The sequence below is a fragment of the Viridibacillus sp. FSL E2-0187 genome (assembly GCF_038006425.1).
Taxonomy (GTDB): domain Bacteria; phylum Bacillota; class Bacilli; order Bacillales_A; family Planococcaceae; genus Viridibacillus; species Viridibacillus arvi.
Map to the genome: position 1 here is coordinate 998891 of NZ_JBBOVG010000001.1, position 13225 is coordinate 1012115.

Below are 13225 nucleotides of genomic sequence, written 5' to 3' on the forward strand. Positions count from 1 at the left end.
GGGGGTAAATATGAAATTAAAAAATTACATCATCGAAGAACAAATGAAACATTATAATGTCCAAGGAATAAGTATTGCATTGATTGAGAACGGTCAAATTAGCGGAACAGAAAATTATGGTTTACTAGAGGTAGAAAGCGATAGAAAAGTAAATGAAAATACTATTTTTAGTTCGTGTTCCATTAGCAAGTTCTTAACAGGAATGATTGCTATAAAGCTAATAGAGGAAGGACTTCTTGATTTAGATGAGGATATAAATACAAGACTTGTATCGTGGAAAGTACCAGAAAATGAATTCACTAAAAATAAAAGCGTTACATTGAGAAATTTACTTAGTCATCAATCTGGAATTAAGGATCCTGAAGGTAGTTTTTCTGAACTAAATTCAAAAATAGAGGTTCCTTCGATGATTGATATATTAGAGGGGAAAACTTCTTATTGTAATCCTCCTATTAAAGTTCAGTGTGAACCAGAGAGTGAATTTCACTATTCAGATGCAGGTTTTTGTGTTGTTCAGCAACTAATTGAAGATGTTACTGAAAAGCCATTTTATCAAGTGGTGAATGAGTTAATATTTAAGCCATTAAGAATGAAGAATAGCCATTTAAATACAACAACAATGTTAGAGATGGATAAAAGAGAATTCTCTTGTGGTCATAATAAAAACGGTGAATTAGTAGATGGAAAGTATCCAATATATCCTTACCCAGCAGCTTCTGGCTTATGGACAACTTCTTTAGATTTAGCTCGATTAGTTCTTGAGCTACTGGATGCTCTAAAAGGTGAAAGTAAAATTGGCATTTCAGAAAGATTAGCAAAAGAAATGATAACACCTCAAAAAGGTAAGAGTTGGACTGGATTAGGTATGTTTCTTGAAGGCTCTGAAATAGAATCAGAAATCACATCACTCGGTTGGGGAGTAGGCTTTCAATGTATGATGGTAGCATTTTCACACATAGAAAAAGGAGCAGTTATCATGACGAATACAGAATTAGGTGTTCATCAAATGGAAGGAATTATAGGGGATATATATAAATCACTTATGGCATAGAAAGCGTTATTTTTAAGGGGGAGGAAAATGCAAATAGCTTTAGCGAATCCAACTCAGATATCTGAAGTTGTGTATTTCTTCAACGAAAATTTAGAGCGTAATAACAGTGCAGTTTATTCTGAAGAGTTTTTATGTCCTCTTGGAATTAAAGCAGCCATAAGAAGAAAGCAAATGATAGTGGCAACAGTAGAAGGTCAAGTGGTAGGAGCATTTCGGTTTTACCGAAAAAAAACACAAAACAAAATTTCTTTATATCAATTTGCGATAAGCGAGGTTTATCGAGGTCAAGGGTTGTTAAAAACGATGTTAAATACGATAAATGATTTACCTATAGCTGCACTATGTCCAACTGAATCCACTTTTAATGCATATTATTTTAAATCAGGTTGGAATTTACAAGAACAAAATGACGAGTTCAAAATCTGGATTTTTAGTAACCCAAATTAAGTTTTGTGAAATTCTTCTCTTAAAATAACGAGTGCGATTCTTTAATAGTGTAGTCGCTTTTCTAGGTGGAAGAACGCTCTTTTTACTAACCACTTTTTTAGAGAGACCTTCTACTAGAAGGTCTTTTAACTTTTATATAACATAAATTTATACCAACTTCCATTATTTGGTTTATAATATTGAAAAGGAGTTGTTCTTCTATTGAATGTTAAAAATATAAGTACATCCATTTCTGAAGATATTATTATTACAAATTTGACAGGTTACATAACCCTTGCTGATGTAAACACATGGTTTAATTCATTTGAAAAAACGTGCTCTTCATTTATTAGGCAAGGAAGAAAATATAAGTTGTTAGTTAATCGTAAAGGTTATACTCCAGAACATTTTTCTGTACAAAAATTGTGGAAAGACAAATTTTTCTCTAATAATATATTAGAGAACACTATTGCAGTCGCATTTTTATTAGAAGAAGGAGATATTTTAATTCACCTTGAACAGTCTAATACTAAAGATAACGCAATGTTCTCAAGTAACTATGACCAATTAATTGACTGGCTTACTGAATATAAATAATGGATTTTTACTCCTAAGTTGCTAAAGGTTAACTGTTTTTAATTCATATTATGTGTCGACTCAAGAATATGTTATTGACTAACGAGTGCGTTAATCCAAGCAGGATTACGCACTTTTTTGTTGAACTTAATGTATTTACTAAGCAGTTTAGTTGAAGAAAATTTGTTGTAATTTGAGTATTACAAAAAGGAAAGGGTATTTCTATAGTCGATTAGTTAAACAAAAAGAAGTAGTTTTCGTTAAGGGTATTTGGAGTTGAAAATAATTAATTCAAAAAGTATTTGCGACTAATTCACTAATGCATTAATAAAACAAAATTCTTCTTAGTGGGATTAGCAAAATATAGTCATTATGATTAAGGTTACTAGGAGGTAAACTATGGGGGAAAAAGAATTTTATGTTTATCATATCGTTACCAGAAAAAAAATGAGTCAAGGGCAGATAATTAACTTCGACAAGAACCAAAAGAACACATTATTTCACTTCTTTTTTGAAAGAGAACAATTGAATTCTAAAGGTGAAGACTTCATTCAAATTTTACAGGATCATGATACAAATGAAGGCTTGTACTTGAATAAAGAAAATGCTCAAGTAGCTATAAATTATGTTGACCAAACAATCAGAGCTATTAGAGAAGCTATAGTAGAAATGGTTAGATTACAAGAATTTCCTGAATATCCTTCAAGGTTGTCTTGCTTATACGCTACGAAAAGCTATGAAGACGCATTGAAATGGAAATCGTTATTTGATTCTTACAATCGGAAAGTTTTGCAGATTGTTAAACTTCGAGTTATCGGAAATTATTTTGAGGGAGATGGAGACCTTTTACCAAAAACGGATGGGGTCCCGTTTTCCCGAAAAATTGAACAAGCTATAGAATATTGGAATGGTAATATGAAAAACGAACTACCAGAGCTTTTGATTAACGGGAAAATTGAAGTGGTAGAAGTTATTGAAGATTTCTCATAAATATCGAGTACTTTAGTGGAAGAAGAAAGAACTAATTTCTATAACGAATGAAATAAAGATAAGAATTGTTGTTATGAACAATAAAAGATTCTGTAAATAGAATAAAAATGAGGTGTGCTGGAAAATATGGAATCTAAGCTGATTATCATACGAGGAAACTCTGGGAGTGGGAAAACAACGACTGCGAAAGGTCTTCAAAATCTTTTGGGACATGGAACGCTCTTGGTTTCTCAGGATACCGTTCGCCGTGAAATGTTGAAGGTGCAAGATAGAGAAGGGAACCTTTCAATTGATTTGATTCGCCAAATCGCAGAATACGGTAAAGATAAATGTGAATTTGTTATTGTGGAAGGAATATTGTATAAAAATCGCTATGGTGAAATGCTGAATAACCTAATCCTGTTCTTTAACCAAAAGTCATTTACTTATTATTTTGATTTATCTTTTGAGGAAACAGTCATACGTCATAACTCAAGTTCGAAAAAGTTGGAATTTGGTGAAGATTCTTTACGTGCCTGGTGGAAACCAAAGGATTATCTTGGCGTGGATGGAGAAATCACATTGACTAATGAAAGATCACAAAACGATGTATTGAAATTGATTTTAAATCAACTGCAAAAGTAAATATTCCAAGTGATTTGAAATACTAATTCTTTAAATAACAAAATTACGAATGATATTAACATATATTTCGGAGGTGAATATATGTTAATAATATTTGGTCTTTTCATTTGTATTATAGCGTTTTTTCTACTTCATCTAGCGTTAGTAAGAAGGACACCTTTGGGAGTTTAACAATTCCATTTCCCCTAAAATAGTATTATTAAAGGGATTAATACCAACTTAATAGAATTATAGACATAAGGGATGTTTTTACTAAAGCAACAGTTTATTTGAAGAAGGAACTTAACGATAATCGAAAAACTAAAAATTTGAAGACAAATAGGAGTTAGATACAATGATAAAAGGTTTTGGAGGAATATTTTGGAGAACTAAGAATATTGATGTTATAAAAAAATGGTACAGTGAAGTGTTGAAGATTGAAATAGAAAATTGGAATGGGACTGTGATTAAACCCCAATTAGGAAATGAGACTATCTTTTCTTTCTTTACCGAGAATGACAGTTATTTTCCAACAGAACAACAAGTGATGTTAAATTTCCAAGTACATGATCTAAACGAGACTATTAAGCATCTTGAAAATATTGGTGTACCTCTTGAAAAGAAAGAAGAGATTAGTGAATTTGGAAAGTTTATTTGGATTAAAGATCCTGAAGGTCGACTGATAGAGCTTTGGGAGAAATAGCGGGTTGTAATTATTTGCTTAAGATAACGAGTGTTTTAGTTAAATAAACAGAGTAGAAGTCAACTGTAGTTAGGTTAGCTTTTTATGTAGTTTTTGGAGTAAATGAACACAATGCTGATAATTGTGATGGATGGCATCAATACCCCCGACAGGGCTAAATTTAGCCTAAATTATAGCTAGATTTAACTTGTTCGTAGTGGATGCATGGGAATCGAACCTTCGTTTGAAATTATTGTTTGTTTAACGTTGGATGTAATACATATATTGATGATGATTGCATAAAAGATTTATATAATATTTATGTTTAATGGAAGTTGAAAAGTCACTTTAGTGAAGTAAAGGGGGAGCTGTACTTGTTAGATACCTTATCGATTAGAGGAAGGTTTATAATTGCAGCGATGATATATGGAATGATTGCGATTTTAATTTCTATGTTTCTTCCTTTTGTTTATACCGAGACTGTTCATTTTAATAGAGAAAACATTGTAACCATTATACCTTTAATAAATTTCAAACTTTTAGGTTTATCGCAATTAATTATAGTACTAACATTGGTGTTTTTAGGGTTTAAAAGGAATTACTTAAGTTACTTTATAGCTTTTCTATTATTAGTAAGTGCTTTAATAATGGGATACTTTTCGCTTTTAAGTGTCACACTTATTCAAGAACATAAAATTATTTATAAAAATTTTAAGGAAGAACGAGTATATGAATGGTCTGAAATCGACACATTGGTGTATGAATATGCCGAGTATGAAAGAGGTAATTATATATTTACAACGAAAAAAAATGAATCGTTTACCATACAAGAAACATCTTCTTTTGGATTAGATGAAAAAAGAGCGATCTATCAGATTATTAATGAAAATGATATTGAATTTATAGAAAAAGCTAAAAGTGAATAATAGGAAGTCAAAAGATAAAATATGATTAAACTTGTCACTAAAGTTGGCAAAGGGGCGGTCGCTTGCGGCCGAAGGAACAACCATAAAATGGTATGAAAACGCAACAGTGGGGAAATTTGTTGTGTTTTTTTGCTAAAAAAAGGTTTTTGAATTTTAAAGTAAATTAGTAGTGTAAACGCAACAAAAAGGGGGAATTCACATGGAGAAAATATCCGTAGAATTATTAGAATATTAAAATGGTCGAACGATATTAATAACCGATAAGCCATTTGAATTGGCTGATTGGAGTTTGAATGGGAAAGGAAAGGATCAGTTTTTCTTATTTACTGTTGAATATTTTAGAAGAAGAAATGATGGGAAATAGGGATCTTAATGCAGCTACTTTTAGCGAAATGACGATTGAAGTTCATTTAGTTGGAGATGAATTTTCTATATCCGGAGATAATTATACAAATTTATATGATTTTGATGATGAAAAAGAACAATTAGCACTTTTAGTGATTATTTTCAATGATGATCGGTTTAAAGAAATAATTGTGACTATAAAAAAATCAGAAGATTTTACAGAGGTTTAAGTAGAAGACCAAGATGCTTGAGAGTAAATCCTAAAAAGGGAAAATGCACATAAATTCCTATCTTTAGGATTATGTGCATTACGAATATCTAGATTTAAGAATTTGCCTTTTCTGCCTCATAATAACCTAATTTATGAAAGTTATAAAGCTGATTAATAAGCTCCTTAGGATATGCTTCTAATAATTCAAGAATTTCTTTTGCAAATTCTAATGAAGCTGTTCCATTTGCGGTCACAATTTTCCCATCAGAAACTGCTTGCTCTAGTACATAATTTATTTCATTTCGGTAGTTATCTTTTGCATAAGTTTTCAAATCTTTAAGATCGTTACTTGTATGCTTTATGTCATTTAACCATCCATTTGCGCCCATAAATACTGTTGCATCACATATTGCCCCTATTGGAATATCCATAGAAAGTGCCTTCTCCATAATTGGAATGACATTATTGTTTAATGGCTTACGCCAGGAGTTCCCCCCAATCAGTATTAAACCATAAAAGATTTCAGGCATATTTCTAAAGGTGTAATCAGGAAGGACACGTATTCCACCTATTGACTTTATAACGTCTTCACTTACACTAACTATTTTAGTGATGTATTTCTCTGTATTATTTAAAAAAGCTGCTACATAAGACATTTCCCAATCAGCAAATTCCTCCAACACTACAAATAAAATTTCTTTTTTCTCAGTTTGATTCAATCTAAATCCCTCCTAATTAAATAATGAAAGTTCTATCAATTCGAAACTATCCTCAGTATATAATGTAATAGTGACAAATGATGACACAATTAGTAAAAGGGGAATATTTTGAGTAAAGCGACTAGATTAAATGAGTTAAGGTTGTATATTAATCGAGTTAAAAAGTTTAAGGTAGATGATTTAGCAAAAGAATTTAATGTTTCAAGAAGAACGATTCTTAGAGATTTAGAAGAACTAAGTATTTTAGGGGTTCCATTAATTTCAGAAGTAGGACCTAATGGTGGATATCAAGTTTTGGAAGAAAAAAATCTACTTGCTGTATCCTTTACAAAAGATGAAACGTTCTCTATCTTTTTTGCTCTATTATCTTTAAAACATTTTATAAGCCTCCCTTTTGAATCGGAATATAATTCAATCATAAAAAAATTCTACTTAAACTTAAACGGGAAGATGAAAGATGAAATTGATTTAATCAAAGATAAGATCGATTTCAAAATAGATAATCAGACTAAAGAAAGCCCCCTTCTAAAAGAGCTATTTATGGCAGCAATAGGAAATGAGCCGCTTTGGATTTCTTACTTGGGGGTTAATAGAGAAATTCAACCAATTGGATTATTTTCTCAATATGGAAGATGGTATTGCCCTTCTTATTGTTATCTTAGGAAGGAATTTAGACTTTTCCGTTGTGATCGAATATCAGAGATCGGACTTAGTGACAGAAATGACAAGATGAATCTAAATGAAACTAACTTAAATGATATTATGAGCCTTTTATCAACAAAAAAAGAGCATGAGCTTATTGTGGAATTAACGCCAGAAGGAGTAGAAAAATATAAATCTAATGTTTCACCATATCACAGAATATCAATAGACAGTAAAGGTTATGGAGTTATTAAGGGTTCAATAAGTGAAACTGAAATTGACTTTTTGGCTGACTATTTTATACAAATGGGAAAGCACGCAAAAGTAGTTCAACCTATTGAATTAAGAGATGAAATAAAAAAGAAAATTTTAGTACTGAGTGTTTTATACCAGTGATACATTTAATTAATCAACAGTTAATTCTTTTCAGTAATTGGGCCATATTGTTGTAAATCAGGAGGGATTTTTGAGAAGGAAGTTGAAATTATTATTATGTTCACTTTAATTAACAAACTTGTAGGCTTTTCTGAAAATGAATAATTATTGATACTACACAATAGTAATGTTATACGTACAAGATTAGCTTAATTCTTTAAAACTTCTTGTGTAACCAAATCTTTTTTTTCATATTCGAAATCTAATTATGGAGGGTACTAAATTATGGGGATTTATAAGGGGGTAGAAATGCTTCATCTCGAATTTAATGGGATGATTATTCATCCAACTCTTTTATGGGATGAAGAAACGGCTGTTTTAATAGACACTGGATTTCCTGGACAAATTGAAGATATACGCGTGGCAATGGAAAAGGTGGAAGTCTCGTTCTACAAACTAAAAGTTGTAATTTTGACGCATCAGGATATAGATCATATAGGTAGTTTACCTGAGATATTACAGGAGTGTGGAAGTAATATTAAAGTATATGCGCACGATTTGGATAAGCCTTATATTCAAGGGGATTTATCTCTTTTGAAAGACGGGCACCTAGAGAACCCACCTAAGGGCAAAGTGGACGAAACCTTAAAAGACGGTCAAGAATTGCCGTATTGTGGTGGAATTCGTATCATCCATACTCCAGGGCATACTCCTGGCCACATCAGCCTATATTTGAAACAAAGTAAAACACTGATTGCCGGGGACTCGATGTACAGTGAAAACGGAATAATTAAGGGAATTCATGTCCCGACTGTCCTGGATATAAAAGAAGCACGTCTCTCTTTGACGAAATACTTGGACCTCGAAATTGAATCAGTGGTTTGTTACCACGGTGGGTTAAGTAAGGTAAATATTCATGATCAGATTCAAGAAGTAATTTCATATTAATATTCTAGAAATTTCTTCAGCAATCGAGCACTTTACTTGAAGATTATTGAGCTGTTTAGACAGCCCTTATTTTTTATTCAGTTAAAGGGCAGTTTAGTTGAATAAGGAAATTAAATAGAACATAGGAGATGATGAATGTGCTAGTAGTAACAACAGAACACATTGAAGGGTATAAAGTTGTCGAAGTAAAAGGATCTGTATTTGGTCTGATTGTAAGAAGTAGGGGGCTTGGCGGTGATATTATGGCGGGCTTAAAAGGATTAGTAGGGGGAGAAATCAAGCAATATACTGCCATGCTTGAAGATTCTAGAAAAGAAGCTATAGACCGTATGATTATAAATGCCAACCAAATGGGAGCGAATGCTATTATCATGATGCGATATGATTCTGGTGAAATGGGTAAAAACATGAGTGAAATTGTTGCATACGGTACGGCAGTTGTTGTGGAAAAGCAATAATGACGACTTTTTTTGGAATAAGTTTATATTTGATATTTCAATTTAGTATTGTTTTCGTTTGTATCTTACTTGGTTACTTTATATATGACAAACGATATAAAAGCAACCATGGAAAAAAAGTTCCTAAAGGTTTTGAGATAACGAATGAAGTGAATCTTGACCCTGTAACAGGTGAAAAAATAAGAGTATATTATAATACAGAAACAGGTGAACGATTTTATAGAAAAGAAAATTAGTTTTTTTGTTCATCTGATTTTCTTTTTTTAGGATTGATTATTCCTGATATTAGAAAATAAATGATACATTACAAATTGCTGAGATTCTTGCTACTCTATCTGATTCAAGCCGAACTGATAAAAAAGAGTTATTTAGCGATTTATAGAGGATATCATTAACATTTTGTATATTGTTTTTGTAAGATAAAAGACACTGTTTTATGAGTGTCCTTATTTTACATCTAATAAACTTTCAAACTTTGGAAGTTTTTTTTATTTGAGCAATTTTAAAAAGTGTAACTCCTAAAACAAGGCTAATTAAACAGATTGTTGATTTCCAATTAGTCGCAATTGAGTTATTAATAAATTCTATTTTCAAAATATCAAAATCTAATAGTAAAAAAATAACGGCGTTTACAAAAAGTAAAAAACTCACTGATTTTAGCATTTATTTACACCTCATTAGGCCTATTTTGTTTATTGTAAAAAAATGTTATTTTTAAAAAGAGAGGAGTGTTGATAGGTTTGAAAAAGTTGAAAATTTTCTTATCTTTATTATTAATATTATCTTTAATATCTGTGGTCGGTGTTAATTCTACAGAAGCTTCTTCAACTATTCTAATTGATAATTATATTAAAGTGAATAGTATTAGTAAAAAAGCGGATGGTAAAATTTATATTAATTATACTTTGAAAAAAGATTTTAAAACTAATTTAGGTTATAACGTTAAGCAATCATTAGGATTTACTTATAAAATGCATAGTGCTATAAAGATAGGCTCAGTTTTTGTTCCTGTGAATTCGAAAAAAGGTACTTATACAGCAATTTTATCTGTACCATCCCCCAATTATTTAGGTACACAATCGGTATATGCTAAATGGGGTGCTTCTGGTCAATCAGTATTAAAAAAAATTGGAACTGTTTACAATGTTCCTAGTTCTGTAAGAGGACTTAAAAGGTCTAGTCATGATGTAACTAAAGCTGAGGCTGTGGGAGGGAAAATAGTAATGGATTACCTCCCTGGTTTAACGGTCATGATAATTCTTAAAGGTAAGTCTGCTACTATTCAAACCTTAGCTAAAAAAGGAACAGCTATTGCAACTGGATTAATTGGATTTAATCTTGCTACAGGATATTTTAAACAAATGCCTTCTTTAAGTGCAGGTCAAGTCTACTATAGAGAAAGTGAAATAAAAACTAATGGGGAAGTTTATCATCGTTTATTAATTTTTGCTAATAAAGCTACCTATAATGAATTTAAAAATAGTGGTTATAAAAAATCTGGTTTAGCTATATATAGTACATCTAGTATATCTACATTAAAGTATTAATCTAGTTGGATAATTTTTTTATTGAATGTATTAGAAACGAGTATTTAAAGTAAAAGATTGATTCCTTAAAGGATTCGATCATTTTTATTAACATAGTATATCTTATTTGTTGTACAAAGCTAAATGCGGGCGTTAATCCAAGAAGGGTTAGCACTTTATTTTATTGAATTAGTTGGACTAACTGGAGTTTAGTATAATAAGATACCTTCCATCTGTTTAATTGAGTGCCAGCTCATGTTATAATGAGTAGCTTAGGGTAATTACTAATGTTACTTATAATTGTACGGATGCCAAGAATAGCCTCCGCATAGCGATAAAATATGGAGGTGTAAGATAATGAATAAACAATGGACAATTGGTAAAATTAAAGAATTTGTTGAGAAAAATTCGGATAGTAAGTTATTAACTACAGAATATCATGGTTTTTCTCAAAAGTTACTATTTAAATGTGCATGTGATAGCAACTTTGAAAAAACATTTAAGAAATTTAAAAATAATAACCAACGTAAATGTGACGTGTGCCAACCGCCAAAAGAGGCACGATAACGTATCGTGAATAAACGAAGTGCCAATTTCTGTTAAAGAGAAATTGGTACTTTTTTTATAGTGGGAATAAAAGTGGATTTCAATAGCAAAAGAAAAATTCATATGAGATGCTTTACTTAAACTACTTGATTATTATGAATAATAACATGAAGAAGGGCACTCAAATCACTTTAATAAAAGTAATTTATTGTATTTTGTTCCTTATTATTCAAGTTTGTATTTCAACAATTATAATGGAGAAACATAGATAGGGACCATTTGAGTTTATATGGAGAAAGTTGGTTTTTGGGGAAAATAGTTTGTACTAGCTTATCAATGTAGTCAAATCCATTTAGCCTAGAATAGAAACAAGGAGTAGTTTGACAAAAATCTTTATTTTCAACAGTAAATGTGACTAAAGTGGCTTTTAGGAATTTATGAAACTTGGTTATTGAAATTTGTATTGATAAGCTGACAATGTGAAAAGACTTTAGTAGAAAAGCATGAAAAAGCATTCAAGGAACTGAACTGTCCCTTGAATGCTTTTTCACTTCTATTATTTAGAGTGTGTTTTCTGTCCGAGTCCATTCTGTCCATCTGTTGCCATGAAATTGAAATCGAGGCGATGGGTACTCGATCTGGTTAGACGTTAGACACCCATTTTTCTACGGGTATTGCTTGTTTTTTTCGCTTGCTGACTTTTCATTTTTTTTGTTGAAAGGTCGGCATTCTTTTTTCCTTTATTAGGAGAAGACTGGTTCTTTTTGTTTTCAAGTTGCTGCTGCACAGCCTCTTTTAAACTGATTTTCTTTTTTGGTGCTTCAGATTGATTATTCTCGGTCATAAGAAATTCCTCCTTTCGGAATATGATAGTTAGTTCAGTATAATCTATTTTAGCCTATTTGTGAAATATAGCCTTAAACTAACGGGCAGGGTAGTGGAAGAATGATGGTACAATATCTTTAAATCGTTTCAAGTAGTGATTACTAGTGGAAATGGAAACTAAGACTTATCAAGCCAATTAATTCAGAAACGATGAAAGGACAGTACTATTATGGAAAACATATCAAATGTAGATAAATTGGAATCAATACAATCTTTACAATCAACAATCAGTAAACTTGAAAAAGCCCTTTCCCAGATGACTCTGAAAGGCGTAAATACTACCTTAGTAAAGAAACGACTCAAAGCTGTTTGCATCGGCTTAGCAATGCTAGAAAACGTTTGGAATCAAATACCCCATTATTACACCCAGGAAGATTTATCAGAAGCTCGTAATGTTCTTGCTGGTTTATTTCCATCAATTGAGAATGTTTATGTTAAATCAAAGCCTGGCAGTCCCCAAAGAACGCTTTTAGAAAGAAGAATTAAAGCGTTGGAACTAGCAATTCAAGCGATTGATGATGTTTCCAATAAATAACTTCTAATTAAATTGAGTAACGGGTGCAATAGTAGAAGATTAGCTAACATTTTGAAAGCTTATTTTACTGTGGAATAAACAGAGCAGCATTTTTGTATACAAAATCGACTGAGTTTGTGAAATCATGTACCTCCTTCAAATCGATTTACAACAATTAGTTCGTTCTATCATAAATTGGATGAATCTATTTCATAAAATAAGCTTATTCACTACCAAGAGCGATAATCCAAGAAGGATTACGCTCTTTTTTGTTGAACTTATTGTACTAACGGGGCAGGTTAGTAGGATAAGCAGCGATTTTTTCGGATAATTTCTTTAAAGGGGGATGGATATGTATTTTTTAAATAAAGAAGTTGTTTATATTGGATATTCAATGGAAGAATTATCAAAGGTAAGAGCAATTTTAAAAAGAGAAGACATTGATTATACCTACAAAGTTATTGACCCTTCAGGACAATGGTTGGGACCTGGTACAAAGAGAGGAAACTTTGGGAGTTTCGGAATGAACAAGAAATACGAAAAACAATACGTTGTTTCTGTTAAGAAAAAAGACTTGGAAAATGCAAAGTATTTTGTTCATAGTGTTTTGCACCCATAAGTGCTATCTCGTTATCGGGGCCTTTCGTGCAAGATAGATCTTTTTTGTATTAATCTAAAGGGTATTTTTTTATGAAAGAAAGTGGGGGAATTTAAATGACAAGGAATAATGATTGCCAAAATAACGTTCTGTACTTTATGAATTATTCGAAGAAAGAAGACGGCGATGAAATCCTAATCAAAC

Annotated in this window: 18 protein-coding genes; 15 read left to right on the forward strand and 3 right to left on the reverse strand. The window is 31.4% G+C overall.

All coding sequences use genetic code 11. The features are described 5' to 3' along the window. The first annotated feature begins 10 nt into the window (after positions 1 to 10). From MHH85_RS04825 to MHH85_RS04860, 8 genes are all read left to right on the forward strand, one after another. Positions 11 to 1051 carry a serine hydrolase domain-containing protein gene (locus tag MHH85_RS04825; RefSeq protein ID WP_340706099.1) on the forward strand — a complete coding sequence of 347 codons (1041 nt, stop codon included), beginning with the start codon at positions 11 to 13 and terminating at the stop codon, positions 1049 to 1051. A gap of 27 nt (positions 1052 to 1078) precedes the next feature. Next, positions 1079 to 1498 (forward strand): GNAT family N-acetyltransferase, encoded by a 420-nt coding sequence (locus tag MHH85_RS04830; protein WP_340706100.1) that lies wholly within the window; start codon positions 1079 to 1081, stop codon positions 1496 to 1498. Between the two features lie 201 nt (positions 1499 to 1699). Beyond that, positions 1700 to 2074: an STAS/SEC14 domain-containing protein gene (locus tag MHH85_RS04835; protein WP_340706101.1), complete on the forward strand. Its 375-nt coding sequence runs from the start codon at positions 1700 to 1702 to the stop codon at positions 2072 to 2074. Between the two features lie 378 nt (positions 2075 to 2452). Next, on the forward strand, positions 2453 to 3043 hold the full coding sequence (locus tag MHH85_RS04840; RefSeq protein WP_340706102.1) for a DUF2441 domain-containing protein: 591 nt from the start codon (positions 2453 to 2455) through the stop codon (positions 3041 to 3043). A 126-nt stretch (positions 3044 to 3169) separates the two neighbouring features. Then, on the forward strand, positions 3170 to 3667 hold the full coding sequence (locus MHH85_RS04845) for a kinase (RefSeq protein WP_340706103.1): 498 nt from the start codon (positions 3170 to 3172) through the stop codon (positions 3665 to 3667). A gap of 334 nt (positions 3668 to 4001) precedes the next feature. Further along, positions 4002 to 4349 carry a VOC family protein gene (locus MHH85_RS04850; RefSeq protein WP_340706104.1) on the forward strand — a complete coding sequence of 116 codons (348 nt, stop codon included), beginning with the start codon at positions 4002 to 4004 and terminating at the stop codon, positions 4347 to 4349. Between the two features lie 353 nt (positions 4350 to 4702). Continuing rightward, positions 4703 to 5254: a hypothetical protein gene (locus tag MHH85_RS04855; RefSeq protein WP_340706105.1), complete on the forward strand. Its 552-nt coding sequence runs from the start codon at positions 4703 to 4705 to the stop codon at positions 5252 to 5254. 293 nt (positions 5255 to 5547) lie between these two features. Beyond that, entirely contained in the window at positions 5548 to 5829 is a 282-nt protein-coding gene (locus MHH85_RS04860; protein WP_340706106.1) for a hypothetical protein, read from the forward strand. A gap of 94 nt (positions 5830 to 5923) precedes the next feature. On the opposite strand, the gene MHH85_RS04865 is transcribed toward MHH85_RS04860, so the two are convergent. Beyond that, on the reverse strand, positions 5924 to 6529 hold the full coding sequence (locus MHH85_RS04865) for a DJ-1/PfpI family protein (protein WP_340706107.1): 606 nt from the start codon (positions 6527 to 6529) through the stop codon (positions 5924 to 5926). 108 nt (positions 6530 to 6637) lie between these two features. Between MHH85_RS04865 and MHH85_RS04870 the strand changes: the two genes are divergently transcribed. The 3 genes from MHH85_RS04870 to MHH85_RS04880 all read left to right on the forward strand — a co-directional run bounded on the left by MHH85_RS04870 (position 6638) and on the right by MHH85_RS04880 (position 8952). Further along, on the forward strand, positions 6638 to 7567 hold the full coding sequence (locus MHH85_RS04870; RefSeq protein WP_340706108.1) for a helix-turn-helix transcriptional regulator: 930 nt from the start codon (positions 6638 to 6640) through the stop codon (positions 7565 to 7567). A 264-nt stretch (positions 7568 to 7831) separates the two neighbouring features. Beyond that, on the forward strand, positions 7832 to 8494 hold the full coding sequence (locus MHH85_RS04875) for an MBL fold metallo-hydrolase (RefSeq protein WP_340706109.1): 663 nt from the start codon (positions 7832 to 7834) through the stop codon (positions 8492 to 8494). A gap of 137 nt (positions 8495 to 8631) precedes the next feature. Further along, positions 8632 to 8952, forward strand: a complete 321-nt coding sequence (locus MHH85_RS04880; protein WP_340706110.1) for a YbjQ family protein — start codon at positions 8632 to 8634, stop codon at positions 8950 to 8952. Between the two features lie 468 nt (positions 8953 to 9420). Here the strand turns inward: MHH85_RS04880 and MHH85_RS04885 are convergent, their stop codons facing one another. Beyond that, positions 9421 to 9615 (reverse strand): hypothetical protein, encoded by a 195-nt coding sequence (locus MHH85_RS04885; RefSeq protein ID WP_340706111.1) that lies wholly within the window; start codon positions 9613 to 9615, stop codon positions 9421 to 9423. 77 nt (positions 9616 to 9692) lie between these two features. On the opposite strand from MHH85_RS04885, the gene MHH85_RS04890 reads away from it, so the two are divergent. Then, the gene (locus MHH85_RS04890; protein WP_193740372.1) at positions 9693 to 10499 is read left to right on the forward strand and encodes a hypothetical protein; all 807 of its coding nucleotides are present in this window, start codon (positions 9693 to 9695) and stop codon (positions 10497 to 10499) included. Positions 10500 to 10835: 336 nt separating this feature from the next. Next, positions 10836 to 11045 carry a hypothetical protein gene (locus MHH85_RS04895; RefSeq protein WP_053416262.1) on the forward strand — a complete coding sequence of 70 codons (210 nt, stop codon included), beginning with the start codon at positions 10836 to 10838 and terminating at the stop codon, positions 11043 to 11045. Between the two features lie 628 nt (positions 11046 to 11673). Here the strand turns inward: MHH85_RS04895 and MHH85_RS04900 are convergent. Continuing rightward, on the reverse strand, positions 11674 to 11868 hold the full coding sequence (locus tag MHH85_RS04900) for a hypothetical protein (RefSeq protein WP_193740370.1): 195 nt from the start codon (positions 11866 to 11868) through the stop codon (positions 11674 to 11676). Positions 11869 to 12078: 210 nt separating this feature from the next. Between MHH85_RS04900 and MHH85_RS04905 the strand changes: the two genes are divergently transcribed. Continuing rightward, a complete protein-coding gene (locus MHH85_RS04905) occupies positions 12079 to 12444 on the forward strand; it encodes a hypothetical protein (protein ID WP_340706112.1) in 366 nt (121 codons plus the stop codon). 331 nt (positions 12445 to 12775) lie between these two features. Next, positions 12776 to 13042: a hypothetical protein gene (locus MHH85_RS04910; protein ID WP_340706113.1), complete on the forward strand. Its 267-nt coding sequence runs from the start codon at positions 12776 to 12778 to the stop codon at positions 13040 to 13042. Positions 13043 to 13225: the final 183 nt, after the last annotated feature.